Origin of the sequence: Mesorhizobium sp. B2-3-11 (genome assembly GCF_006442215.1) — a bacterium.
GTDB lineage: Bacteria > Pseudomonadota > Alphaproteobacteria > Rhizobiales > Rhizobiaceae > Mesorhizobium > Mesorhizobium salmacidum.
Map to the genome: position 1 here is coordinate 113,862 of NZ_VFVS01000005.1, position 24,422 is coordinate 138,283.

At 62.8% G+C, this 24,422-nt stretch carries 21 protein-coding genes, 1 tRNA gene and 1 pseudogene; 10 read left to right on the forward strand and 13 right to left on the reverse strand.

Features of this window, described 5'->3' with window-relative positions:
• Positions 1-182: 182 nt before the first annotated feature.
• Together murA and FJ960_RS09390 are read right to left on the reverse strand one after the other, a co-directional pair.
• A complete protein-coding gene (gene murA, locus FJ960_RS09385; RefSeq protein ID WP_027146553.1) occupies positions 183-1,475 on the reverse strand; it encodes a UDP-N-acetylglucosamine 1-carboxyvinyltransferase in 1,293 nt (430 codons plus the stop codon).
• Positions 1,476-1,605: 130 nt separating this feature from the next.
• Positions 1,606-1,818, reverse strand: coding sequence for a hypothetical protein (locus FJ960_RS09390; protein ID WP_181166194.1), 213 nt, complete (start codon positions 1,816-1,818; stop codon positions 1,606-1,608).
• Between the two features lie 124 nt (positions 1,819-1,942).
• On the opposite strand from FJ960_RS09390, the gene FJ960_RS09395 reads away from it, so the two are divergent.
• The 4 genes from FJ960_RS09395 (at position 1,943) to FJ960_RS09410 (ending at position 5,586) form a co-directional block, all read left to right on the forward strand.
• Positions 1,943-2,017: transfer RNA gene (locus FJ960_RS09395), tRNA-Thr, on the forward strand.
• A gap of 298 nt (positions 2,018-2,315) precedes the next feature.
• Entirely contained in the window at positions 2,316-3,710 is a 1,395-nt protein-coding gene (locus FJ960_RS09400; RefSeq protein ID WP_140713398.1) for a multicopper oxidase family protein, read from the forward strand.
• Between the two features lie 167 nt (positions 3,711-3,877).
• Positions 3,878-5,194: an NAD(P)H-dependent oxidoreductase gene (locus tag FJ960_RS09405; RefSeq protein WP_140713400.1), complete on the forward strand. Its 1,317-nt coding sequence runs from the start codon at positions 3,878-3,880 to the stop codon at positions 5,192-5,194.
• Positions 5,194-5,586, forward strand: coding sequence for a type II toxin-antitoxin system VapC family toxin (locus tag FJ960_RS09410; protein ID WP_140713402.1), 393 nt, complete (start codon positions 5,194-5,196; stop codon positions 5,584-5,586). The genes FJ960_RS09405 and FJ960_RS09410 overlap by 1 nt, the downstream gene beginning before the upstream one ends.
• A 13-nt stretch (positions 5,587-5,599) precedes the next feature.
• Here the strand turns inward: FJ960_RS09410 and proC are convergent, their stop codons facing one another.
• Both proC and FJ960_RS29800 read right to left on the reverse strand, forming a co-directional pair.
• Positions 5,600-6,415 (reverse strand): pyrroline-5-carboxylate reductase, encoded by an 816-nt coding sequence (gene proC / locus FJ960_RS09415; protein WP_140713404.1) that lies wholly within the window; start codon positions 6,413-6,415, stop codon positions 5,600-5,602.
• Positions 6,416-6,509: 94 nt separating this feature from the next.
• Positions 6,510-6,653 (reverse strand): annotated as a pseudogene (locus FJ960_RS29800) (O-antigen ligase family protein); the annotation flags it as partial.
• Positions 6,654-6,815: 162 nt separating this feature from the next.
• On the opposite strand from FJ960_RS29800, the gene FJ960_RS09425 reads away from it, so the two are divergent.
• The 4 genes from FJ960_RS09425 (at position 6,816) to FJ960_RS09440 (ending at position 11,695) form a co-directional block, all read left to right on the forward strand.
• Entirely contained in the window at positions 6,816-7,826 is a 1,011-nt protein-coding gene (locus tag FJ960_RS09425) for a hypothetical protein (RefSeq protein ID WP_140713406.1), read from the forward strand.
• 182 nt (positions 7,827-8,008) lie between these two features.
• Positions 8,009-8,908 (forward strand): bifunctional methylenetetrahydrofolate dehydrogenase/methenyltetrahydrofolate cyclohydrolase FolD, encoded by a 900-nt coding sequence (folD, locus tag FJ960_RS09430; protein WP_140504715.1) that lies wholly within the window; start codon positions 8,009-8,011, stop codon positions 8,906-8,908.
• A 28-nt stretch (positions 8,909-8,936) separates the two neighbouring features.
• On the forward strand, positions 8,937-9,935 hold the full coding sequence (locus FJ960_RS09435) for a GlxA family transcriptional regulator (protein ID WP_032922464.1): 999 nt from the start codon (positions 8,937-8,939) through the stop codon (positions 9,933-9,935).
• A 107-nt stretch (positions 9,936-10,042) separates the two neighbouring features.
• Entirely contained in the window at positions 10,043-11,695 is a 1,653-nt protein-coding gene (locus tag FJ960_RS09440) for a VWA domain-containing protein (RefSeq protein WP_140713408.1), read from the forward strand.
• A gap of 69 nt (positions 11,696-11,764) precedes the next feature.
• On the opposite strand, the gene edd is transcribed toward FJ960_RS09440, so the two are convergent.
• From edd to zwf, 3 genes are all read right to left on the reverse strand, one after another.
• On the reverse strand, positions 11,765-13,588 hold the full coding sequence (gene edd / locus FJ960_RS09445) for a phosphogluconate dehydratase (RefSeq protein WP_140504711.1): 1,824 nt from the start codon (positions 13,586-13,588) through the stop codon (positions 11,765-11,767).
• A 73-nt stretch (positions 13,589-13,661) separates the two neighbouring features.
• A complete protein-coding gene (gene pgl / locus FJ960_RS09450; protein ID WP_140713410.1) occupies positions 13,662-14,378 on the reverse strand; it encodes a 6-phosphogluconolactonase in 717 nt (238 codons plus the stop codon).
• Positions 14,360-15,832, reverse strand: a complete 1,473-nt coding sequence (gene zwf, locus FJ960_RS09455; protein ID WP_140713412.1) for a glucose-6-phosphate dehydrogenase — start codon at positions 15,830-15,832, stop codon at positions 14,360-14,362. Before zwf ends, pgl begins: the two co-directional genes overlap by 19 nt.
• Positions 15,833-16,244: 412 nt before the next feature.
• Here zwf and FJ960_RS09460 point away from each other — a divergent pair, with 412 nt between their 5' ends.
• A complete protein-coding gene (locus tag FJ960_RS09460; RefSeq protein WP_140713414.1) occupies positions 16,245-16,991 on the forward strand; it encodes an SDR family oxidoreductase in 747 nt (248 codons plus the stop codon).
• A 19-nt stretch (positions 16,992-17,010) separates the two neighbouring features.
• Here the strand turns inward: FJ960_RS09460 and FJ960_RS09465 are convergent, their stop codons facing one another.
• From FJ960_RS09465 to FJ960_RS09475, 3 genes are all read right to left on the reverse strand, one after another.
• Positions 17,011-17,892 (reverse strand): SH3 domain-containing protein, encoded by an 882-nt coding sequence (locus FJ960_RS09465; protein WP_140713416.1) that lies wholly within the window; start codon positions 17,890-17,892, stop codon positions 17,011-17,013.
• Positions 17,893-18,276: 384 nt separating this feature from the next.
• Positions 18,277-19,563, reverse strand: coding sequence for an FAD-binding oxidoreductase (locus FJ960_RS09470; protein ID WP_140713418.1), 1,287 nt, complete (start codon positions 19,561-19,563; stop codon positions 18,277-18,279).
• Between the two features lie 88 nt (positions 19,564-19,651).
• A complete protein-coding gene (locus FJ960_RS09475) occupies positions 19,652-21,088 on the reverse strand; it encodes a glutamine synthetase family protein (protein ID WP_027144802.1) in 1,437 nt (478 codons plus the stop codon).
• Between the two features lie 147 nt (positions 21,089-21,235).
• Here FJ960_RS09475 and FJ960_RS09480 point away from each other — a divergent pair, with 147 nt between their 5' ends.
• Complete coding sequence (locus tag FJ960_RS09480) at positions 21,236-21,952, forward strand: HAD family hydrolase (protein ID WP_140504700.1); 717 nt, start codon at positions 21,236-21,238, stop codon at positions 21,950-21,952.
• 72 nt (positions 21,953-22,024) lie between these two features.
• Here the strand turns inward: FJ960_RS09480 and FJ960_RS09485 are convergent, their stop codons facing one another.
• The 3 genes from FJ960_RS09485 to aceA all read right to left on the reverse strand — a co-directional run bounded on the left by FJ960_RS09485 (position 22,025) and on the right by aceA (position 24,305).
• Positions 22,025-22,438 (reverse strand): response regulator, encoded by a 414-nt coding sequence (locus FJ960_RS09485; protein ID WP_246672679.1) that lies wholly within the window; start codon positions 22,436-22,438, stop codon positions 22,025-22,027.
• A gap of 270 nt (positions 22,439-22,708) precedes the next feature.
• Positions 22,709-22,951, reverse strand: a complete 243-nt coding sequence (locus FJ960_RS09490) for a hypothetical protein (RefSeq protein WP_006202762.1) — start codon at positions 22,949-22,951, stop codon at positions 22,709-22,711.
• Positions 22,952-23,015: 64 nt separating this feature from the next.
• Positions 23,016-24,305: an isocitrate lyase gene (gene aceA, locus FJ960_RS09495; RefSeq protein WP_140504696.1), complete on the reverse strand. Its 1,290-nt coding sequence runs from the start codon at positions 24,303-24,305 to the stop codon at positions 23,016-23,018.
• Positions 24,306-24,422: the final 117 nt, after the last annotated feature.

Below are 24,422 nucleotides of genomic sequence, written 5' to 3' on the forward strand. Positions count from 1 at the left end.
GGTTGGCAACCAGCCTTTCTGTTAGGCGGTCTTTCCGATCGGTGCAACCGCGCCAAGAATGCTGCCAGAGGCAATTGCCTCAGGTTTTGCGCACCCCTCATCGGCCCTGCCGGCACTTCTCCCCCATATAGTGGCGGGAGAAGGACGCTTCGCAGATGATTTCGCCAAGCGACCGTGGATCGTTAAGCCGAAATACGCTCGATCACCGCGCCGCAATTGGAAAGCTTTTCCTCCAGCCGCTCGAAACCGCGGTCGAGATGATAGACGCGATTAACCGTGGTCTCGCCTTCGGCCGCCAGGCCAGCGATGACCAGCGAGACGGAAGCGCGAAGATCGGTCGCCATGACCGGCGCGCCTTTCAGCTTCGCCACGCCGTCGACGATCGCCGTCTGGCCCGAAAGCGTGATGTGGGCGCCGAGCCGAGCCAGTTCCTGGACGTGCATGAAGCGGTTTTCGAAGATCGTCTCGGTGATGCGCGACTTGCCCTTGGCCATGGTCATCAGGCCCATGAACTGCGCCTGCAGGTCGGTTGGGAAGGCCGGGAAGGGCGCCGTCGTCACATCGACCGGCGAAATGCCGGCGCCATTGCGCCTCACGCGGATGCCGGAATTGGTCTGCGTGATCTCCGCGCCCGTCTGGGAAATCACGTCGAGCGCCGTCTGCAGCAGCTCCGGCCGCGCGCCTTCGAGCACAACGTCGCCGCCGGTCATCGCCACAGCCATGGCATAGGTGCCGGTCTCGATGCGGTCGGGGATAACGCGCACGCGCGCGCCCGACAGCGCTTCAACGCCGTCGATGGTGATGGTCGGCGTGCCGGCGCCGGAAATCCTGGCGCCCATGGCGTTGAGGCATTCGGCGAGGTTGACGATCTCGGGCTCGCAAGCGGCGTTTTCGAGCACCGTCTCGCCCTTGGCGAGCGATGCCGCCATCATCAGCACATGGGTGGCGCCGACCGAGACCTTGGGGAAGGCGTAACGGTTGCCGACGAGGCGGCCATTCCGGGTCTTGGCGATGACATAGCCGGTATCGACATCGATATCGGCGCCCAGCGCCTGCAGGCCTTCGAGGAACAGATCGACCGGACGCGTGCCGATGGCGCAGCCGCCGGGCAGCGAGACCTTGGCCTCGCCCATCCGGGCCAGCAGCGGCCCGATCACCCAGAACGAGGCGCGCATCTTGGACACCAGCTCGTAAGGGGCGGTGGTATCGACGATGTTGCGGGCGGAGAAGTTGATGGTGCGCGAATAGCCCTCATTCTGCTTCTCGCGGCGGCCATTGACCGAATAGTCGACGCCGTGATTGCCGAGGATGCGGATCAGTTGCTCGACATCCGCCAGATGCGGCACGTTTTCGAGTGTCAGCGTATCGTCGGTCAGAAGCGAGGCGATCATCAGCGGCAGAGCGGCGTTTTTGGCGCCCGAGATCGGAATGCTTCCGGCAAGCTTGTTGCCGCCGACAATTCTGATGCGATCCATTAGAGAATGTCCCTCTCAGCCAGAAAAGGCCGGTTCAATCGTTTGAGTGTATCGGCCCGTCTAGACCATTGACCAATGTGGTTCAAGAAATAGGATTCGCGCACCCCGGCCCAAGAGTGGCCGATTTGAGTTAATCTTTCTTCATTTCCTTGGCCGCGCCGAGCCCGTCGGGCCGTTGGTCGGCCTCACCTGTGCGGCGCGAGCGCGACTGCGCCTTGCGCTTCTGCAGATTGGCGCGCAACTGTTCGGCGAGCCGGCTCTTGCGGGTTGTTTCGCTGCTTTTCGGTGGATTTGTCTTGTCGTTCATCATCCCGCCCCGGTTGGCGACCAGCCAACCCGCCATTCAGGGATAGCCAACATTGTGGCGCCGCCATGTCATGGAAAGCTATCCGGCAAAGGCTTTCACAGAAGCGTTGTTCTTGGCCTTGCGCTTGCCGGTTCGATATGGCAGAAGCCCGCCATCGGCGGCTGCGGTAGCTCAGTGGTAGAGCACTCCCTTGGTAAGGGAGAGGTCGAGAGTTCAATCCTCTCTCGCAGCACCAGATTATTCCCGAATCGACCACTCGTTGCGCTGGCGCTTCGAGGCTATTCGTCGCTAGCAGGCGAATGAAGGCACGCGCCGGAATCCGTGGATTGCCCATGGCGTTTGTTTCTTTTGCCTTACCGGGATGATCAACCTACGCCACCGACCAGCCGCCATCGTGAATTCCGGCATGCCCTGCCGGCCGAGTTGACGCCGGCATGTCCTGCGCTCGGCAGGTTTCATTGGCAAGGAGGGATCGTTCCCTGCTATTGCCCCAGGGATTCCGGGGCAATCGTCTGCCCCCCATGGAGCGTCAGATGGCCGTACTCACACGCCGCGCACTTCTGAAAACGGCAGCGTTTGCTGGCGCGAGCGGGCTCGGGCTTGCCGCGATCGGCAGGATTGGCGGCCGGGCGGCGTCCGCGCCTGAGCCGATGGTGCTGCGGACCGCGAAAATCCAGGCCAATCTGATGGATGTCGGCCAGACCAGGGATGTGCTGACCTACGGCAATGCCGGCATGCCGCCGGTGATCAGGATGAAAAAGGGCGAGCCTTTTGGCGCGCGCCTAGTCAACGCCATCGACGATCCGACAACCATCCACTGGCACGGCATTCGCCTGCCGAACAAGATGGATGGCGTGCCCTTCCTGGTGCAGCCTTACGTCTACACCGGCGACCATTTCGACTATGCCTTCACGCCGCCCGACGCCGGCACCTTCTGGTATCATCCGCATTGCAACACGCTGGAGCAGATGGGGCACGGCCTGACCGGTGTGATCGTGGTCGAAAACCCGAACGATCCGAAATTCGACGCCGAATTTGTCCTCAACCTGCGCGACTGGCGCCTTGGCGACGACGCTCAGTTCATCGACCAGTTCCGACCGCGCGATGCGGCCAGGACCGGCACTTACGGCACGGTGCGCACGGCGAACTGGCTCGACCAGCCACAATATGACGCGCCGGCCGGCGGGTTGGTGCGGCTGCGCGTTGCAATCACCGATGTCACCCGAATCTACGCCTTTCGCGTCGACGGCGCCGAAGCTGATGTCATCGCGCTGGACGGCAACCCGGTGCCGCGGCGGTTTGCACCCGACGCCCTATTGATCGGACCCGGTCAGCGTCTGGAACTCGCTGTCCGCATGCCCGACAACGAGGGCGCGCTTGTGACCTTGCGGGACGTCAGGGGCACCAAGCCGAAAGCCTTGGCGACGCTGCGCGCGGTTGGAGCTTCCCTCAAACGCGACAGCCGCGATCTCGCACCGCTGGAGGCCAATCCGGTGGCCGAGGTCGATCTCACCACTGCCCAGCATATTTCGCTGTCGCTCAGCGCGACGGCGGAGAACGTCCCGAGCGACAGCATCTGCGGCTCGCTCGGCTACAGTTTCTGGGCCATCAACAAAGTGCCGTGGCCGGGCGATACGCCCGATCCGACTGCGCCCTTGGCCGAACTGAAGCTCGGCAAAAGCTACATCGTCGACATGGAAAACCTGACGCCGCAATCGCATCCGATGCATTTGCACGGCATGAGCTTCAAGGTTTTGTCATCCTCGACACGGCCGGTGCAGCCGTTGATTTCGGACACTTATCTCATCCAACCCAATGAGAAGGTGAGCCTGGGCTTCGTCGCCGACAATCCCGGCGACTGGCTGCTGCACTGCCATATCATCGAGCATCAGAAATCAGGCATGACGAGCTACGTCAGGGTGGTTTGAAGCCGTCACGACAATGTCAATTCGCAACCCTGGGCCAATAATTCGCGGCGAATGCGGATTTCCCGGCGATTCCCTTGGAAATCGCCGGTCGCGAGTGGTTTCGTTGGCACAGGGGACCGGTCCCTGCTAATTCGGCCCCAAATCAAGAAGCTGTGGACATTCCCTGCATGACCAATGTCGCTTTGACGGGACTTGCCCGCGATCTCGCCAGACGCGCCGCCGAGGGCCGCCCCGTGCGCATCGGCGTCATCGGCTCGGGCGAAATGGGCACCGACCTGGTCACGCAAGGCATGCTGATGCCGGGCATTTCGGTCTGTGCCGTCTCGACCCGGCGCCCGCACACCGCGCGTGACGCCATCCGCATCGCCTATGGCGACGAGGCGATGGCGGTCGAAGCCGACACCGCATCGAAAGTCACAGACGCCATCGAAAGCGGCAGGATCGCCATCACCTCGAACGAGATGCTGGTGACCAATCCACTGATCGACGTGGTCACCGACGCCACGGGAAAACCCGGCGTTGCCGCCGATTTCGACCTGATGGCGATGGAGCATGGCAAGCATCTGGTGATGATGAATGTCGAGGCCGACGTCACCATCGGCTGCTATCTCAAGCAGCAGGCCGACCGGCTTGGCGTCGTCTATTCGGTCGGCGCCGGCGACGAGCCGTCAAGCTGCATGGAACTGATCGAGTTCGCGTCCGCACTCGGCCTGACCATCGTCTCGGCCGGCAAGGGCAAGAACAACCCGCTCAACCATGATGCCGTGCCCGACGACTATCGCGACGAGGCGGCCCGCCGCAACATGAACCCGCGCATGCTGGTCGAGTTCGTCGATGGCTCCAAGACCATGGTCGAGATGTGCGCCATCGCCAATGCGACCGGACTGGTGCCCGACGTGCCTGGCATGCACGGCCCCAAGGCCGACCGCGACGACCTCGTCAAGGTGCTGATCCCGCGCGAGGACGGTGGCCTCCTGCTGAAAAAGGGCGTTGTCGATTACACGATCGGCAAGGGTGTGGCGCCTGGTGTCTTCGTCATCGTCGAGGCGACGCATCCGCGCATCATCGAGCGCATGGATGACCTGCACATCGGCCATGGCCCCTATTACAGCCTGTTTCGACCATATCACCTGACCTCGTTGGAAGTGCCGCTGACAGCGGCCCGCATCGTGCTGTTCGGCAAGCCCGACATGGTGCCGCTGCCGAGGCCGGTCGCCGAGGTCTGCGCCGTCGCCAAGCGCGATCTCGCCGCTGGCGAGACCTTCGATGCGATCGGCGAAACCTGCTATCGCTCCTGGACCATGACCGTCGGCGAAGCCCGCGCCCAACATGCCGTCCCGGTCGGCCTGCTCGAGGGCGGCAAGGTGCTGAAACCGGTCAGGAAAGGCGAGTTGCTGACCGCCGACAATGCAGCGCCCGACCAGACGACCAGGTTGTTTGCGCTGCGCCGGCTGCAAGATGAGATGCTGTGGGGACATCCCTGATGTTCGTCGACACCTCCGTAATCGTCGCAATTCTTTCGGGAGAGGGGGATGCCGGCGAGTGGAGCGATCGGATCGCGGCTGCACCTCACAAGATTACGTCCGCGCTGGTTGTGCTCGAAGCGTCGATGCGGCTTTCTACGATGCTTGCTGTCGAACCGGTGGTCGCGGAAATGGCGATTGAGGCGTTTCTGCGCGAGGCCGAAATCGAAATTGTGCCGATCGACGCCGGCGATGCCAAATTGGCGATCCGGACGTTTTCGGACTATGGAAAGGGACGTGGGCATCCCGCGCAGCTCAATCTTGCCGATTGCCTATCCTACGCCTGCGCAAAGAGCCACCGCTCGGCGTTGCTCTACAAAGGCAACGACTTTTCGCACACGGATCTCGCCTAGCGAGATGTTCGCTCTACTTGCCCAGTTCGATCGACCTTAGTCGCGCCGCTTCCACCGCTTGCGTGAGCAGATTGGTCAGCCGGTCCTCGCCCATCAGCACGCCAAGCGCGGCCGCCGTCGTGCCGTTGGGGCTGGTCACCTGCTGGCGCAGCACACCCGGATCCTCGCGGCTTTCGGCGGCGAGCGATGCGGCGCCGTAGACGGTCTGCATGGCAAGCAGCTTGGCGGTTGCCGTCGGGAGCCCGGCCTTCTCGGCGGCAACGGTCAGTGCCTCGATGAAATGGAAGATGTAGGCCGGACCCGATCCGGACACGGCGGTCACCGCATCCATCAGGCTCTCGTCATCGATGGTGGTCACTTTGCCGCTGGCCGACAAGAGGTCGGCGACGAAACGCTTGATGTCTCCGGAAACCAGGGGATTGGAAAACACCACCATCATGCCCTTGCCGATGGCAGCCGGCGTGTTGGGCATGCAGCGCGCGATCGGCGCACGGTTGCCCAGGACCTGCTCGAAGGTAGCGACGGGCGTGCCGGCGGCGATGCTTACAAAAGTGGTGCGGCCGTCGCCGAAGCGCTTGTAGGCGGCGGTGACGTCACGGATCACCTGCGGCTTCACGGCGATGACGACGAGTTCAGGCACGGCATCCGCCGGAATACCTCCGGCTTCCGCCGCCGTGCCGCAGCCCAGAGTCGCCGCGCGCTGGCGCAGGTCTCCATTGGGCTCGACCACGAAAACCGCCGAGGGTGCAAGCTTGCCAGACTTCAACCAGCCCGAGAGCATGGCGTAACCCATATTGCCGCAGCCGGCGAGAACAAGCCTGATCGTCATCGAGAGCCCTCCTAGGAAAGGCCATGACATAGACGCTCGCGGATCGGTGGGGAAGCCCTCTCAGGACCGCTGGACGGGCATGCGCACCTCGATGGGCGTTGAGTGCGGTGAACAGCACCACCATCATGAAGCAATCGCCGAGATAGATGTTCTCCTTGCGCAGCGGAATGCGCATGTAGTCGCGCAACTGTGCGATGAGATAGGTCGCCACGCAAAGGGCAGGGATGCCCATCAGCACGATTCTGAAGCTTTCAGATGTGTTGAAAGTTACCGCAAACATGGCGTGAATTCCTGCCATCATCCTCCGCAAATTAACCTTTTGTTTCCCATGCCTGTTTAGCGTGGCTTAATGAATGGCCGACCGCCGCCGCCAAGCGACTAAAGAGTAAGCTCCACGACAATGGTCGACAGGAAAAACCGTGAGGACTGGAAGCGCGAGCGCTCCTTGCTGGCGCTTGGCGAGGCCTTGCGTGGCGAGGACGACGCGTCGCTGGTGTCGATAGGAGACCGCGCGGACCCCTCATGGCGCGAGGATGCCGCCACCCGACATCGCCTGGCCCGTTCCCGGCGCAAGACGAAGGCGAGCCCGCCGCAGTCTGTCGCCGGTGAGGCTTCGCGGTTCCCCCCTGACGAGGAGCAGCCGTTTGAAGCCGACGACGCCTGGCGTTCGCGGGGACAGATCGGCACCAGCGATCTGCCACCCGATATGCCGCGCGCAAGGCTGTCACCGGAAGAACCTCCAGCGGCGGGTCGCGCTCATGATGCAACCGGATCCCGCGCAACGGGCAGAGCCGGCCCGTCCTCCAATGGCGGTACGGACGAAAGCCCCGGGAGGATCGGCGCACTCATATCGAGATTGCGCAAGGCCATGTCCCGCAAGCCGTCGGCCGAAGCCGACGACCTGTCCAGCGAGTTCGGCCTACCCGCCTTCGCCGACAACGGACGGCCGCCCAACGTTCCGATATTCCCTACGTATCCGAAGCCTGGTTTCGGACCTCGGCAGGCGGCCGGCCTGGATTATTCGCAGTCGCCTTTCCAGCCAGGCCCCGAGGCCGGGTATGGGCGGCAAATGGCGTCGCCCTCGCGCTCGCCCCTGATGCCGCAATGGGGACTGCATCCAGCTCCGCCCTTGCCATCCTCCCCCTATGCGCAGCCGATGGGCTATCCTCCGGCGCAGCCCTGGTCGCAGGCGGGTCATACGCAAGCCACGGCGGGACCCTATGCGGCGCAGATGCCGTACCCGCCGTCGCCCGCTCCGACGCAGCCACCAGCCGCCCCGCATGCGAGGCCGATCCCGGTCAAGGAGGGTGGCGAACAACCATCGGTCGAAGAGATTCGCGCCAGCCTGCGCGAATTCCACGAAGCGGTCCGCGAACTCACGGAAAGCCGCACCCGTCGCCGCTACTTCTGAGCCACCAGATAGGTAGCGGAGGCCGAACAAAACCGTGCCGGTTTCGCGTAAACGGCATGGGAAGGCGCTTTGACGGGATTGCGAGCTTGTATTTTCGTGACAATGCCGCGCTGCAGATTGCCTGCGCCGCTGCATTATGTTCTCGAAAGCGGCGTTGGGCGGAACGACATTGAGGGTGGTCCATGGCCGAAGTGATTGACGGAAAGAGCGTTGCCGAAGACGTGGTGCGATCGGTCAAGGCGCTGACCGCCGAGCTGGTTGTCAAGGGCAAGGCAAAGCCAGGTCTGGCCGTGGTCATCGTCGGCGAGGATCCGGCGAGCCAGGTCTATGTCGCTTCCAAATCCCGCACCGCCAAGGAATGCGGCTTTCACTCGCTTCAGCACACGCTGCCGGCCGAGACGTCAGAGGCGGCACTGCTCAAGCTCATCGCCGAGCTCAACGCCGACCCGGCCATCAACGGTATCCTGGTCCAGCTTCCGCTGCCCGCCCATGTCGATGCCGGCAAGATCATCCAGGCCATCGCGCCGCAGAAAGATGTCGACGGCTTCCATTTCATCAATGTCGGCAAGCTCGGCACCGGCGAACTCGACACGGCGTTCGTTCCCTGCACGCCCGCCGGCTCTATGCTCCTGATCGAGCGCGTGCGCGGCAAGGACCTGTCCGGCCTCAACGCGGTCGTCGTCGGCCGCTCCAACATCGTCGGCAAGCCAATGGCCAATCTGCTGCTTGCCGCCAACTGCACCGTCACCATCGCCCACAGCCGCACCAAGGACCTGCCGGAGCTTGCCCGCACGGCCGACATCCTTGTCGCCGCCGTTGGCCGGCCGGAAATGATCAGGGGTGATTGGGTCAAGCCTGGCGCCACCGTCATTGATGTCGGCATCAACCGCATTCCCGCGCCCGAGAAGGGCAAAGGTAAGTCGCGTCTCGTCGGCGATGTCGCCTATGCCGAAGCGGCCAAGGCGGCGGGCGCGATTACCCCGGTGCCCGGCGGTGTCGGGCCGATGACCATTGCCATGCTGATGGCCAATACGTTAGCTTCGGCCTACCTTGCGGCCGGATTGAAGCGGCCTTCCTTCTGAGCCCGGGTTGACCCTGAAAGCCGCAGCTTTGCCGAATCCCACTATTTCCCCGGAACGGCCGGTCACGAATGATCCCGTTCAAGGAGGCCGGCAGTTCGCTTTCCTGCTGGTCGACAAGTTCTCTATGTTCTCACTGGCCGCCGCGATCGACACGTTCCGGTCGGCAAACCGCCTGCTCGGTCGCGATTTCTACGGTTGGACGACGGTGTCCGCCGATGGCGATCCGGTGATGGCCTCCAACGGCCTGCCGCTCAAGATCGACTACGCCGTCGCCGATCTGCCGCCGGTCGACATACTCTTCGTCTCGGTCGGCCTGACAACGGAATTTCCGGGCAAGAGCAAGGTTCTGGCGGCCTTGCGCAGCTGGGGCCGGCGCGGCAACGCGCTGGGTGCTTTGTCGGTCGGATCCTACCTGCTGGCCGAGGCCGGCCAGCTCGAAGGCTATCGCTGCACCATCCATTGGGAAAACCGCGCCGGCTTCGTCGAGCGCTTTCCCGACATCAACTGCACGGGCAATGTCTTCGAGATCGACCGCAAGCGCTACACCTGCGCCGGCGGCACCACCTCGATCGATCTGATGCTGGAGATCGTGCGCGGCGATTTCGGCTCCAACCTCGCCAATGGCGTCGCCAACCAGTTTCAGCACGAGCGCATCCGCTCCGCCGGAGACCGCCAGCGCGTCGGGCCGGAGCGTGACCTGACGGGCAAGTCGGAGAAGCTCAGGCGCATCGTCGAACTGATGGCCGACCATCTCGACGAGCCGCTGTCGGCGGTACAGCTCGCCAAGTCGGCGGGCCTTTCGGTGCGCCAGGTGGAGCGGCTGTTCCTGCGCCATCTCAACGTCACGCCCGGGCGCTACTATATGCGGCTTCGGCTGGAGCGGGCCCGCGAATTGCTGCGTCAGACCAACATGCCGATCCTCGACGTGGCGATCGCGACCGGCTTCACCTCGCATTCCTATTTTGCCCAGAGCTATCGGCTGCAATTTGGCCGCCCGCCCTCGGAAGAGCGCCGCACCACATACTGAATTAAGTGCGCAGAGCCCATGCAAGCTTCGTTACAGCGGTGGCTTGTGTCCCGGCACGCGCTCAAATAGCTTCAGCCGGCGGACGGGTGGCTATTCAGGAGATTTCGATGGCGATACTTGCGCGGAGCTTCGCTGCGGCGATCCTCCTTTTGTCGACGACGACATTCGGCTTTGCCGCCAACAAGGTCATCATCATCCTCGACGCGTCGGGATCGATGTGGGCGCAGATCGATGGCAAGCCCAAGCTCGAAATCGCCCGCGAATCGCTGAGGACCGTGCTTCAATCGGTTCCCGCCGCCGACGAGATCGGCTTCATGGCCTATGGCCATCGTGAGAAAGGCAGCTGCGACGACATCCAGCTTATCGTGCCGCCTCAGGCGGGCTCGGCAAGCGCCATCTCGGCGGCCGCCGACAGTATGAAGTTCCTCGGCAAGACGCCGCTGACGGCAGCCGTCAAGAAGGCGGCCGAAGCGCTGAGATACACCGAGGACAAGGCGACCGTCGTCCTCATTACCGATGGGCTCGAAACCTGCGGCGGCGATCCTTGTGCGCTTGGCAAGGAACTCGAAGCCTCCGGCGTCGATTTCACCGCCGATGTCGTCGGCTTCGGCCTGACCGCCGACGAAGGCAAGCAGATCGCCTGCCTCGCCGACAACACCGGCGGCAAATACATCCAGGCATCCGACGAGAAGGCGCTGCAGGAAGCGCTGGTCGAGACTGTGGCGGCCCCGGCACCAGCGCTCGAGCCAGCACCGGCACCAGCCCCTGAGCCGGCGAAGTCCGAGTTCAATTTCATGCCGACCGTTGTGCTGGCCGAGGGCGGCGATCCCGTCACCGACGGCAATGCCTGGGAAGTCTATAAGGCCAAATCGGACGGCACGCGCGGCGACAACATCACCACCGAATACGGCGACTACAAAGCCAATCTGGAACCGGGCGACTACATCATCGTCGCGCGCGACGGCGAAGCCAAGGTCGAGCGGAAGGTCAGGATCGAGGCAGGCCAAGTCTACAAGCCGCTGTTCACCTTGAATGCCGGCACGCTTATCCTGCATCCGCGTCCCAGCCAAGGTGCGGATGTCGTGAGCGGGGCGGCTGTCGTGATCGCCTATCCGGGCGTCGGCAACCCCCCGACCTATTATGGAGACACGAAAGTCGTGTTGCCGGCCGGCGACGAGAAAGTGACCGTCACGATCGGACAGGGCGTGGTCACGGAAACGATTCCGCTCGCTGCCGGCACGGTGATCGACAAGGACATTATCGTCGGCGTCGGCCATGTCCTTGCCAACGCATATTATGCGGCCGGAGGCGACAAGGCCGATGGTTCAGGCATCGGCTTCAAGGTGCTCAAGGCCAAGAAGAAGATCGATGGCACCCGCGACGAGGTCACGTATGCCTATGGCCCCGACAGCAAGTTCGACCTGCCGCCGGATGACTATGTGTTGATCGCGACGGTTGACCTCGCGGTCGTGGAACAGCCTTTCAGCGTCAAGGCCGGCGAGTTCCAGGACCTCAAGGTCGCCATGGATGCCGGCGTGCTGGCTATTACGGCCCCCGGCACCTCCAAGATCGAGATTTTCGAGACGAAGAAGGACATCAATGGCAATCGCAAGTCGATCGGCTACGCCTATGACGAGAAGTATCAGGCCGCGATAGCGGCGGGCGACTACGCGGTGGTCTCGGAGAAGCCGGACAACAGCAAGAAGGAAGGCACCGTGACCGTGAAGGCTGGCGAGCGGGTTGAATTGACGGTGCAATAAGGGTCGCGATTTCGACCAGCAAAAAGGGGCGGCCACGAGCCGCCCCTTTTTCATGCCGTACAGAATGCGTCAGGCGGTTCCGAACGCACCGGCGCCGTGGTCGGCACGCCCTACCAATTGGCGGAAACCGGCGAACAGCTCGCGGCCGAAGCCGAACTCGTTGCCGATCAGGTCGGCTTCGGCCGTGCGGCGCAGCGCGAGCTCGGTCCCTGGCACCAGCACCTCCAGCGTGCCGGCATCGGCGTCGAGGCGGATGACGTCGCCGTCATGGATCCGCGCGATCGGTCCCTCCTCGACCGCTTCCGGCGTCACATGGATCGCCGCCGGCACCTTGCCGGAGGCGCCCGACATGCGTCCGTCCGTGACCAGCGCGACACGCTGGCCGCGATCCTGCAGGATGCCAAGCACGGTGGTCAATTTGTGCAGTTCCGGCATGCCGTTGGCCTTCGGCCCCTGGAAGCGGATGACGGCGATGAAATCACCGGTGAGCGTGCCGGCCTTGAAGGCGTCGTTCAGCCCCTGCTGGCTGTCGAACACCTTGGCCGGCGCCTCGATGACGCGCCGCTCCGGCTTGACGGCCGAAGTCTTGATGACGGCATGGCCAAGGTTGCCTGAAAGCACCTTGAGGCCGCCGGTCGGCTGGAATGCCTTTTTGAACGGCGCCAGCACCTTTTCGTCGCCGCTTATGCGCGGCGAAGCCTCGCGCACCACGCCGCCGTCGGCGCCGAGCTTTGCCTCGACGGCATAAGGCCGCAGGCCTTCGCCCCACACCGTCTGCACATCCTCGTGCAGGACACCTTCGTCGAGCAGTTCGCGGATCAGGAAGCCGAGCCCGCCCGCCGCGTGGAAATGGTTCACGTCGGCAAGGCCGTTCGGATAGACGCGCGCGAGCAGCGGCACAGCTTCCGAGAGATCGGAAATGTCCTGCCAGGTCAGCGCGATGCCGGCGGCCGCCGCCATGGCGATCAGGTGGATGGTGTGGTTGGTCGAGCCGCCGGTGGCGTGCAGGCCGACGACGCCGTTGACGAACGAGCGTTCGTCGATCATCCGGCCGACAGGCGTATAGGCGTTGCCGAGTGCGGTGATCGCCAGCGCCCGCTTCGTCGCTTCGCGGGTCAAGGCGTCACGCAGCGGCGTGCCTGGATTGACGAAGGACGCGCCCGGCGTGTGCAGGCCCATGATCTCCATCAGCATCTGGTTGGAGTTCGCCGTGCCGTAGAAGGTGCAGGTGCCCGGCCCATGGTAAGACTTGGACTCGGCTTCCAAGAGTTCGGCGCGACCTGCCTTGCCCTCGGCATAGAGCTGGCGAACCTTGGCCTTCTCGTCATTGGGCAGGCCTGTCGTCATCGGCCCGGCCGGGATGAACACCGCCGGCAGATGGCCGAAGGTGAGTGCGGCGATCACCAGTCCCGGCACGATCTTGTCGCAGACGCCCAGATAGACGGCGGCGTCGAACATGTTGTGCGACAGGCCGATCGCGGCTGCCATGGCGATCACGTCGCGCGAAAACAGCGACAGCTCCATGCCGGGCTGGCCTTGTGTCACGCCATCGCACATCGCCGGCACGCCGCCTGCGACCTGGGCGATGCCTCCGGCCTCGTGCGCGGCCTGCTTGATCAGGGCGGGGAAGGTCTCGAAGGGCTGATGCGCCGACAGCATGTCGTTATAGGAGGTGATGATGCCGAGATTGGGCACCTTGTCGGCGCCGAGCGCCAGCTTTTCCGAGGGGCTGCACACCGCGAAGCCGTGGGCAAGATTGCCGCAGGACAGCACCGACCGGTTGGCGGTCTGGTTCGACGCTTCGGCGATACGGCTCAGGTAGCGCTCTCGGCCCGGTTTGGAGCGCTGGCGTATCCGCTCGGTGATGGCTTCGATATCGCGTCTTGCGGTCATGGCATCAGGTCCTTTCAGCCGAGGTCCCGGAAACATCCTCCCGCCGTTGCCGGGACCATTTGTAAACTTGAAATCAGGGCGCCCAGAAAACCTCCACGGGTTTGGGCGATGCGTCGAGCACGGCGCGGATCGGCTTGCGCGGTCCGGGCGCGACAGCGTTGTCGAAGGCGACGCGCTTGTCCTCGCCCTCTATGTGCAAGGCGAGGAAATCCGCATCGATGATGCGGGCGAGCGTCAGGGTCAGCCGCGGCTCTCCGGCGCTTTTGGCGTGGACCGGCAGGATCATCCTGTCGGAGGCCGGGTCGAGCAGCTTCGGCAGATCGTCGGCGTCAGGAAAGAACGAGGCGGTGTGGCCGTCTGGTCCCATGCCGAGCACCACGACGTCGAGCGGCCAGGGCAGGGATCGCAGTGCCGCATCGTCGGATGTCGCGGCATCCTCGATGCCGGCCGCCTCGTGATAGAGCGGAACGAAACGGGCGGCCTTGGCCGCGTTCTGCAGCAGGATCGCGGCAACCAGCCCGGCATTGGATCGCGGCGAGGAGGCCGGCACAAAGCGTTCGTCGACCAGCGTCACGATCACCTTGTCCCAGGCGATCGGCGCCGCGGAGAGATCGGCAAAGAACTTTGCCGGCGTCGTGCCGCCGGAGACAGCCAGCAACGCCGTGCCGCGCCGGTCGATCGCCCTCGTTAAGCGATCGGCCACCTTTGCAGCCAGCGCCGAGGCCAGCTGCGGACGGTCGGCAAAGGCATTCCAGTTATAGCTGGTGCTGTTCAATTGCTCTCGTGCCATGTCCGCCCGTCGCGTTCGATAAGCGCTATCGAGGCCGACGGCCCCCATGTGCCTGCCGTATAGCCCTGTGCTTCCTGCTTGGCGCCTTCCCAGGCATTCTGGATCGGGTCGATCCACTTCCAGGCGGCTTCCACCTCGTCGCGACGCATGAACAGGGTCTGGTTGCCACGGATGACATCCATGATCAGCCGTTCATAGGCGTCGGGCGCGCGGCCGTCGAAAGACTGCGCGAAACTCATGTCGAGCGAGATCTGGCGCAGCCGCATGCCGCCCGGGCCTGGATCCTTGATCATGATGAACTGCTTGACGCCTTCGTCCGGCTGCAGCCGGATGACCAACTGGTTGGCGAAGATCGGCCCCGCGCCGCTGTCGCCGAAGATCGAATGCGGGATCGGCTTGAACTCGATGACGATTTCCGAAACCCGGGTCGCCAGCCGCTTTCCAGTCCTGAGATAAAACGGAACACCTGCCCAGCGCCAGGTACCAATCTCGGCCTTGATGGCAACGAAGGTCTCGGTGTTGCTGTCCTTGCCGAGTTCCTCGACATAACCTTTCACCGGGCCGCCGGCCGACGCGCCGGCGCGATACTGGCCACGCACGGTGTGCTTCGGCGCTTCGTTGCCGTTGATGCGCTTCAGCGCCCGCAGCACCTTCAGCTTCTCGTCGCGCACGGCGTCGGCGTCCATCGACGAAGGCGCTTCCATGGCGACCAGGCAAAGCAGCTGCAGCATGTGGTTCTGCACCATGTCGCGCAGCGCGCCGGCCTTGTCGTAATAGGTGACGCGATCTTCCAGGCCGACGGTTTCGGCGACGGTGATCTGCACGTGGTCAATATGGGCGGAGTTCCACAGCGGCTCGTAGAGCGCATTGGCAAAGCGCAGCGCCATCAGGTTCTGCACCGTCTCCTTGCCGAGATAATGGTCGATGCGGAAAATCTGGCTCTCGTGGAAGTCGTCGCCGACTAGGTCGTTGAGCGCCTGCGCCGAGGCGAGGTCGCGGCCGATCGGCTTCTCCAGCACGATGCGCGAATTCGGCGTGATCAGATTGTGCTCTTTGAGCTTGTGCGAGATATCGCCGAACAGAGCCGGTGCCACGGCCAGGTAGAAGGCGCGGATGTGGTCGCTTTCGCCAATTGCCTTCTTCAACTTGTCGAAGCCGGCGCCGCTCGTCGCATCGGCCGGGACGTAGGAAAGCCGCGCCAGGAAGGTCTTCAACTCCTTGGCATCGATGTCGGCCGGTTTGACATGGTCCGAAATCGCCTGCCTGGCGAAGGCCTGGAACTCCTCGTCGCTCATTTTCGAGCGCGACGTGCCGATGATGCGCGTCGGCTCGGAGAATTGATGGTCGCGCTGCCGATAGTAGAGCGACGGCAGCAGCTTGCGCTCCGACAAGTCGCCGGTGCCGCCGAAGATGATGAAGTCGAAAGGGTCGACGGGGATGATCTGGCTGGTCATGGTCTGTCCGCTTTGACGCCGGTCGCGAGTACGCGGCTGATTTATTCTAATCGATTTAAATTTTCCAGTGCCATGCTGTCACATCGAGGACCAATCGCTGGATATTGATTCGGTCCACCTGTACGCTTGACACTGGCGCCACCTGGAGGCTTGTCGGTGAACGAAGACTCCAGAAGCTTTCGCAGTTGCAGCATAGAACGTGAATGTGACGAAAGCTAATGCGTGTCGCCCGGAAGTGTCCTCGGTTGCGGGACAACGACACGCATAAAATCAGAAGCTTACAGCAGGTCGGCGAATCCTATTCGGCGCGACATGCTGTAAGGGAGAAATCGGCGCTGTATCCGTCGCGGCACCGGCCGGACTGTCAGCCCTCTCGTGCAGCTGCGCGATGAACCCAAGGAGCGGTAAACGCATGCGTCTGGAAAACAAGGTCGCCATTATCACCGGTGCGGCATCAGGCTTCGGCGAAGGCATGGCCAAGCGCTTCGCGCAAGAGGGCGCCAGGGTCGTTGTCGCCGATCTCAACGCCAAGGGGGCGGAACGCGTCGCAGGCGAGATCGGCGACGCGGCGATCTGGACGCAGACCGATGTTTCGCTGCGCTCCGAGTTCGACGAGATGGTCTATGCGGCCAAAAGCGCCTTCGGCCGCATCGACATCATGGTCAACAATGCCGGGTTCACCCATCGTAATGGCGACATGCTCAAGGTCGACGAGGAAACCTTCGACCTGATCACATCAGTCAACATGAAGGCGATCTATCACGCTGCGCTTGCCGTCGTGCCGATCATGGAGCGGCAGGGCGGCGGCGTCATCCTGACCACGGCGTCCACCGCTGGCCTGCGGCCTCGGCCCGGCCTCACCTGGTACAATGCCTCGAAGGGCTGGGCGATCACCGCCACCAAGTCGATGGCGGTGGAGCTCGCGCCCAAAAATATCCGCGTCAACTGCCTCTGCCCGGTTGCCGGCGAGACCGGCATGCTGGAGAAATTCATGGGCGCCGACACGCCCGAGATCCGCGAGACATTCCGCGCCTCGGTCCCGCTCGGGCGGCTGTCGACCCCGCTCGATATCGCCAATGCGGCGCTATGGCTGGCTTCGGACGAGGCCGCATTCATCACCGGCGTGGCGCTGGAGGTCGATGGCGGCCGCTGCATCTGAATGCGGCGATGTTCGGATATTACGCGCCGGGCTTGACGTAGCTCTTGTACACCCAGCCGTGCTTGCCGTTGTAGACGATCTCGCACCACTTCTTGCAGCCTATCAGTTGCACTGAAGTCCGGGCAGGAACCGAGCCGATGGGGGTTGCGCCCTTCTTTGGGGCACTGCGCATGGTCACAGTCCTTAGAATACGGCCGCTGCCCACTGCCGCCGCCATGCGCGGCTTCGCTTTGGCTGCGTTGTCCTCGTCTTGTGCATTTGCGGGTTTTTGGTCCGCCACTTGCGGCTGCGTCTCCGGAATGGCGGCGGTCTGCGCGCCATCGGGATTGCTGCTGTTCGCAGGTGGGCTCGGCGCGGCAACTTTGGCAAGCTCGTCGGTGGCATCGGTATCAGTAGACGATTGGGCGAATGCTGCCGCTGTTTTGTCAGGCGTCGGCTCAGGCTGCTTGGCTACCTGGCTGGGGGCAGCCTGATCGGGATCTGCTGCCGCGGCAGCAGCCTTCTGCTGTGCCCCGGTCCAGCGAGGATCGTTGGCCGCAAGCGCTTGTATGTTGCCCGCCGCCGCTACCATGGTCGGTGGGACCTGGCTGGACTTGCGCTCTACCCGCGGTGTCACGGCAGCCGCTGTCACCGTAGTTCCCGAAGGGGAAACTTTCGTCGTCTTCACCGGAATGCTCGGAATGCTCTGCTCGGGGCTGGCGACCGCTTGCCTCTCGCTGGTCGGCAATGCCAGCCAGAGTGCCACCGCGGCAACGCCAAGCAGAGCGGCGGTACCGACCGCGGCAATGACCAGGTGCGAGTTCGAACGGACTCCCTGCCAGAATGACGGGCGCATGTCATAGCCGAACTGCATGGCAAAGCGCCGACGTTCCGGAGCACCGAAACTGAAGGGCTCTCTCACTCTCGCCACCTCCATAAGCGGGCCGGTGTTCTTTCGATCAGATATCGCAAATCATGCGTTCGATCAGCATCGGTCCCAAAACGCGGGCAGGCCCGCAACAATCCCCGAACAATCGCCCAGACGCGGACCTTTCGCCCGCGATTGTGGCATCAGTACGCCATTATCAAGGATTCTGCGCCTTCGCCGGCAATTCCGCAATGTGTCGCCCGGGCAACAAATGTTACATGGATATTACAATATTACATGAGATCGTGATCGCATGGGATAAAGGCCATCCAATCCTGCCTAAAGCACGTCGCGTGGAAACGGACTTATACAACGCGTTTTTAGATCTTGTTTTGATGCGCGTCGTTCTTCCCAGGCAGATCACTTTTGCACGACGCATTAGATCCTGTCCCGCAGCGCAAACCAGTTGAGCGCGAGGAAAAGCAGCGGCGCCCGAAACCGGCGACCGCCAGGAAATGGCGGAATTTTCAATTCCTCGATCAGCTTCAGCCGGTCGCGGTTGCCGGTGACGGTTTCGGCATAGAGTTTGCCGAAGAAGTTGGACAGCATGACGCCGTGACCCGAATAGCCGCCGGCCGAGATCACATTCGGCATCACTTCGCGCACGAACGGCTTTCTTGGCACCGTGATCCCAACATAACCGCCCCAGCCGTGGGTGATCTCGACATCGCTCAGCGCCGGATAGAGTTCCGCGATCTGCCGGCGAATATGGATGTGGATATCCTTCGGATCGTTGACGCCATAGATCTCGCGTCCGCCGAACAACAGCCGGCCATCCCTGGATTTGCGGAAATAGCGCACGACGAAACGGGAATCATCGACCGATTCGCCCCCCGGCAACACTTTCGATTCCGACCCCAGCGGCATTGTCGCGCCGATGAAGGATCCGATCGGCATGATGTGCGCGGCACTCACCGGCTCGAGCGTTCCGCCATAGGCATTGACCGCGATCAGGCATTTCTGCGCCGAGATCGTCCCTCTCGGCGTGGAAACCCTGACCTTGCCCCCCGCGGATATGATGCCGGTCGATGGCGTTCCTTCGAACAGGTGCGCGCCGGCTTGTGCCGCCACCCGCGCGGTGCCGATCACCAGCTTCATCGGATGGATATGGCCGGTGCCGGTGTCGCGCGTGCCGCCGAAATAGGCGCTCGAGCCCAGCCGTTCCGCCGTCTCCTTCGCATCCATGAAGGAGATATGCGGGTAGGAGAAACGGCCGGCCATGATCTCGGCATGGGCCTTGTAGTCGTCGACATAGCGCGGCTTGTGCGCAACCGAAAGCTGGCCCGGCATGTAGTCGATATCAATCTGGTGGATGGCGGCGAAGTCAAGCAGGTGGGCTTTGGCCTCTTCGGCAAGGTCGAACAGCGCCTTGGCGCGGGAAAGACCATATTCGGCCTCCAGATCCTCCGCCCAGGCGCGCTGGCCGGTGCCAAGCTGGCCGCCATTGCGTCCCGAAGCGCCATCGCCGAAGCGATGCGCCTCGATCAGCACCACGTCCGCTCCAGCCTTGGCCAGATAAACCGCTGCAGACAGGCCAGTAAACCCGCCGCCGATGATGACGACATCGCAGATCCGGTCGCCGTCGAGCGCCGGATATTCAGGCCGTTGCCCAGCCGTGTCCTCATACCAGGATCGGCCAGGGGAGATTGGGGATTGATAAGGCATGATGTGGCGAAGACTCGAGGGAGTTTGGAAGGAATAGAAGAGAAGTAGCGGAAAAAACCGATATTGTTTCTATTCGCTATTCGCCTCTTCAGACGTTGAGCAGCAGATATTCCCGCTCCCACGGACTGATCACTTCCATGAACGTCTCGAATTCCGCGCGCTTGATCGCGGCATAGGTGGCGGCGAAGGACTTGCCCAGCAACGCGCAGAGTTCCTCGTCGCCTTCGAACAGGTCCACGGCTTCGAGCAGGCTGCGCGGCAGGTCTATCTCGTCCGCGTTGGCGGTTGTCAGCACGGGCGGCTCGGCCTTGATCTTCCTGGTGATGCCGATCAGCCCGCAGGCGAGCGAGGCTGCCAGCGCCAGGTAGGGATTGGCGTCGGAGGACGGAATGCGGTTCTCGACGCGCCGCGCCGCGGGGTCGGAGCGCGGCACCCGGAACGCCGTGGTGCGGTTGTCGTAGCCCCATTTGTTGTTGACGGGAGCCGACGCCGCCTGCGTCAGCCGCCGGTAGGAGTTGACGTAGGGCGCGAACATCACCAACGCGTTCGGCACGTGCTTCTGCATGCCGCCGATGAAATGGAAGAAATCCTCGGTTTCGGAACCATCCTCGGCCGAAAAGATGTTCCTGCCCGTCTTCTTGTCGACGATCGACTGGTGGATGTGCATGGCGGAGCCCGGTTGGCCCTGGATCGGCTTGGCCATGAAGGTCGCGTAGATCTCGTGCTTGAGTGCCGCCTCACGGATGGTGCGCTTGAACATGAACACCTGGTCGGCAAGTTCGATCGGGTCGCCATGGCGCAGATTGATCTCGAGCTGGCCGGCGCCCTCTTCGTGGATGAGCGTGTCGATCTCCAGCCCCTGGCTTTCGGAGAAATGGTAGATGTCGTCGATCAGTTCGTCGAACTCGTTGACGCCGGCGATAGAATAGCCGGCGCCGCCGCCGATCGCGCGGCCCGAGCGGCCGACGGGCGGGGTCAACGGATAGTCCGGGTCCGGATTCTTGCGCACGAGGTAGAACTCGATCTCGGGCGCCACGACCGGCTTCAGCCCAAGCCTGTCATAGGCTGCAAGGACGCGCTTCAGCACATTGCGCGGTGTGAACTCGACCGAGCGGCCGTCCTGGTGGACGAGGTCGCAGATCACGGCGGCCGTCGGGTCTTCTTCCCAAGGCACCACGGTCAATGTCGACAAATCCGGCATTAGCTTGAGGTCGCCGTCGTCTTCAGGGTAGTGGAAGCCGTTGCCGTCCTCTGGATAGCCACCGGAAATCGTCGTCATGAAGACGGCCGAAGGCAGCGCCAGCGAAGTGTTGGAGGTGAATTTCTTCGACGGCATCATCTTGCCGCGCGCCACGCCAGCCTGATCGGGTGTGATGCATTCGATATCCTCGATGCCGCGCCATTCCAGCCAATCGCTGACTTCCTTCCAGTTCTTCACACCACGCAGGTTTTTCACAAAGGCAGGCGTGCGCGCCCGTCCTCCGCGGCTCGACGGACGGACTTCCTTTTTTGCAGGCGGCATCATTCACCAGATTGAGTTGCGGATTTCGGAGTATAGCCGTGCCGCGCGATGGAAGGGAAGGGAGCCACCGCCGGCATTTTCCGTTGCAGGTTGAAAACCGCCCGCCGCTCGGCTTAGGTTTGGTGTCTTCCCGCATTCGAGAAGCCGGTGATGCGAACCAGCAGCGAACTGACCACGATCGGCTTCGATGCCGACGACACGCTTTGGCAAAACGAACAATTCTTCCGCATGACGGAGAAGCGCTTTGCCGCCATGCTGGCCGATCATGGCGAGGAGAAGCAGATCTCGGCGCGACTGCTGGAGGCCGAGAGGCGCAATCTTGCGATCTATGGTTTCGGCATTAAGGGATTTACGCTCTCGATGATCGAAACGGCGATCGAGGTCACCGACGGGCGCGTGCCGGCCTCGGTCATATCGGAGATTCTCGACGCCGGTCGCGAGATGCTGGGCCATCCGATCGAGCCCTTGCCCTATGCGCGCGAGACGGTCGAGAAACTCGCCGGCACCTTCCGCCTGGTGCTGATCACCAAGGGCGATTTGTTCGATCAGGAGCGCAAGCTGGCCGGCTCCGGGCTGGGCGATCTGTTCGATGCCGTCGAGATCGTCAGCGACAAGACGGCCGCGACCTATGCGCGCCTCTTCAACCGCCATGGCGACGGCCCGGCGAGGAGCATGATGGTCGGCAATTCGCTGAAGTCGGACGTGGTGCCCGCCATCGAGGCCGGCGGCTGGGGTGTCCATGTCCCGCACGAACTGACCTGGGTGCTTGAACATGTCGAGGCGCCAGTCGCAGAGCCGCGTTTCCGCCAGATATCGGATCTCGGTCAATTGCCGGAACTGATAGAAAGCATCGCGAAGCCAAGCTGATCGCGACTGCGATTATTTGCTTTTTGAATAAATCCGGGCGGAAAACCGCGGCACCACTGTCCCGGAATTGTCTCAGCGGTTGATCAGGCGATCGATCACCGGTTGCAGCCGTTCGGGCGTGATCGGCTTTGCCACTACCACGTCGACGACTTTCGCCAGGCCAAGGCTCTCCGGCGTGCCATTCTTGGTTGAAAGCAGGATCACGGGAGGAAGCGATTTGCCCGAAGTCCGGCGCAACATTTCGATGCCGGGCATCAGATTGTCGCAGTCCTTGTTGTCGGGGCCACCATCGAGGACGATCGCTCCCGGCACCAGCGTCCGCAAGGTTTTCGCTGCGATATCAGGCGGTTCCGAGATTGGCCTGAGCCCGGACCGTTCGACGATCTTCGATACGACGACCCGGTTGATCGGCGATTTCCCGACAACAAGCACCCGCGAGAGATCGCGGATCGTGTTGGTGCTTGAATCCCGGGTCCCCAGATTCACATGTTTTGCGGTCTCGCTCTCGCGGTTCACTGGGCACCCAAGTCGGCCAAGAAGTTCGCCCCCATTTCAATGCAGAGTTGAAATCTGGGCGACAATTGGCGTGAGATCGCACCCTTGTCAAGTTGAAATAAAAGAACCTGGAGGCGTCCTCCGTAACAGTGGATTCAAAGCAACAGTACTGTACTGCTCTGTCCATGGCTTGGTTGCGTAAAAATAAAATTCACCTGCGCATTCATTGCGCAGGTGAAAGGCCGCCTAGACGATTTCGGATCAGCCATGGCTCTGTTGCGTGACGATGACCGGGATCAAAAGGTCACCCCAATTGCCGTCACCGCCATGATGCCTTGCGGAGCGCACGAGCTCCACCGAGACGCCCGCCTCCACCGCCTTCATCACCGACTGGTTGAGCCTGTGCAGATCGTTGGCCAGCATGCGGATCGTCGCCTGCTGGTCGACGCTCATCGTGGTCGATTGCTCTTCTGCCCGTTCCTTGACGCGGCTTATCGATGCCATTGGTCGTCTCCTATGTCCTTGCCCTCTCGGGCGTTTCCTCTGTTGGTCGTCTTTTTTGGCGAACTCACTCCGCCGCCGGCTTGAACTGCGCGTGCTCGGTCGACTCATGCATGGCGGTGGTCGATGACCGGCCCCCGGTGATCGCCATCGAGACGGCATCGAAATAGCCGGTGCCGACCTCACGCTGGTGCTTGGTCGCGGTATAGCCATTGGCCTCCGCCGCGAATTCCGCTTCCTGCAACTCGGAATAGGCCGACATCTGCCGCGCCTTGTAGCCGCGGGCGAGTTCGAACATGCCGTAGTTGAGCTGGTGGAAGCCGGCCAGCGTAATGAACTGGAACTTGTAACCCATGGCGCCCAGTTCCCGCTGGAACTTGGCGATCGTCGCGTCATCGAGGTTCTTCTTCCAGTTGAACGACGGCGAGCAATTATAGGCGAGCAGCTTGCCTGGATGGTGCCTGCGCACCCCCTCCGCGAATTTCTTGGCCTGCGCCAGGTCGGGCTTCGAGGTCTCGCACCAGATCAGGTCGGCGTGCGGCGCATAGGCAACGGCCCGTGCGATACAAGGCTCGATGCCGTTCCTGACCTGGTAGAAGCCTTCCACCGTACGGCCGGCATCATAGTCGACAAAGGGCTGGTCGCGCTCATCGATATCGGAGGTGAGCAGTTTTGCCGCTTCCGCGTCGGTGCGCGCCACGACCAGGGTGGGCGTGGCCATCACGTCGGCCGCGAGTCGCGCGGCGTTGAGGTTGCGGATATGCGCCGCGGTCGGGATCAGCACCTTGCCGCCGAGATGGCCGCACTTCTTCTCCGACGCCAGCTGGTCCTCATAGTGGACGCCGGCGGCACCCGCCTCGATGAACGCCTTCATGATCTCGAAGGCGTTGAGCGGGCCGCCGAAGCCGGCTTCCGCGTCGGCGACGATCGGCGCGAACCAGGTCTCGACCGAAAGCCCGTTGCCTTCGGAGGTCTCGATCTGGTCGGCGCGCTGCAGCGTGCGGTTGATGCGCTTGACCAGTTCGGGCGCCGCATTGGCCGGATAGAGCGACTGGTCCGGATACATCGCCGAGGCGGTGTTCGCGTCGGCGGCAACCTGCCAGCCCGACAGATAGATCGCCTTCAGCCCGGCGCGCACCTGCTGCATCGCCTGGTTGCCGGACATGGCGCCCAATGCGTTGACGAAGTCCTCCTCGTGGATGAGCTTCCACAGCCGGTTGGCACCCATTTCGGCAAGGCTCTGCCTGATCTGCACCGAACCTCGCAGCCGCTTCACATCCTCCGGCGAATAGGGACGTTCAATGCCGTTGAAGCGGCCTTCAGGCGCCGACGGGACGAGGTTGTAAAAATCAGTCATTGGTTCGCTCCGAAGGGTTTCTGCACGACGTCCGCGCGCCAGTTGTCGGGGGCACTTCTATGTGACTGAATTTACATTGCGACGCAAAATGAGCCACAAAAATCAGGAAACCTCGCC

Excerpts from the sequence above, each read along its gene's own strand:
- FJ960_RS09460 (WP_140713414.1), top strand. The coding sequence starts at position 16,245 with ATGCGTCTGGAAAACAAGGTCGCCATTATCACCGGTGCGGCATCAGGC.
- FJ960_RS09390 (WP_181166194.1), bottom strand. The coding sequence starts at position 1,818 with ATGGCGGGTTGGCTGGTCGCCAACCGGGGCGGGATGATGAACGACAAG.
- FJ960_RS09480 (WP_140504700.1), top strand. The coding sequence starts at position 21,236 with ATGCGAACCAGCAGCGAACTGACCACGATCGGCTTCGATGCCGACGAC.
- FJ960_RS09475 (WP_027144802.1), bottom strand. The coding sequence starts at position 21,088 with ATGATGCCGCCTGCAAAAAAGGAAGTCCGTCCGTCGAGCCGCGGAGGA.
- pgl (WP_140713410.1), bottom strand. The coding sequence starts at position 14,378 with ATGGCACGAGAGCAATTGAACAGCACCAGCTATAACTGGAATGCCTTT.
- aceA (WP_140504696.1), bottom strand. The coding sequence starts at position 24,305 with ATGACTGATTTTTACAACCTCGTCCCGTCGGCGCCTGAAGGCCGCTTC.
- FJ960_RS09410 (WP_140713402.1), top strand. The coding sequence starts at position 5,194 with ATGTTCGTCGACACCTCCGTAATCGTCGCAATTCTTTCGGGAGAGGGG.
- FJ960_RS09425 (WP_140713406.1), top strand. The coding sequence starts at position 6,816 with ATGGTCGACAGGAAAAACCGTGAGGACTGGAAGCGCGAGCGCTCCTTG.
- folD (WP_140504715.1), top strand. The coding sequence starts at position 8,009 with ATGGCCGAAGTGATTGACGGAAAGAGCGTTGCCGAAGACGTGGTGCGA.
- FJ960_RS09405 (WP_140713400.1), top strand. The coding sequence starts at position 3,878 with ATGACCAATGTCGCTTTGACGGGACTTGCCCGCGATCTCGCCAGACGC.
- proC (WP_140713404.1), bottom strand. The coding sequence starts at position 6,415 with ATGACGATCAGGCTTGTTCTCGCCGGCTGCGGCAATATGGGTTACGCC.
- FJ960_RS09490 (WP_006202762.1), bottom strand. The coding sequence starts at position 22,951 with ATGGCATCGATAAGCCGCGTCAAGGAACGGGCAGAAGAGCAATCGACC.
- zwf (WP_140713412.1), bottom strand. The coding sequence starts at position 15,832 with ATGACCAGCCAGATCATCCCCGTCGACCCTTTCGACTTCATCATCTTC.
- murA (WP_027146553.1), bottom strand. The coding sequence starts at position 1,475 with ATGGATCGCATCAGAATTGTCGGCGGCAACAAGCTTGCCGGAAGCATT.
- FJ960_RS09440 (WP_140713408.1), top strand. The coding sequence starts at position 10,043 with ATGGCGATACTTGCGCGGAGCTTCGCTGCGGCGATCCTCCTTTTGTCG.
- FJ960_RS09400 (WP_140713398.1), top strand. The coding sequence starts at position 2,316 with ATGGCCGTACTCACACGCCGCGCACTTCTGAAAACGGCAGCGTTTGCT.
- edd (WP_140504711.1), bottom strand. The coding sequence starts at position 13,588 with ATGACCGCAAGACGCGATATCGAAGCCATCACCGAGCGGATACGCCAG.
- FJ960_RS09470 (WP_140713418.1), bottom strand. The coding sequence starts at position 19,563 with ATGCCTTATCAATCCCCAATCTCCCCTGGCCGATCCTGGTATGAGGAC.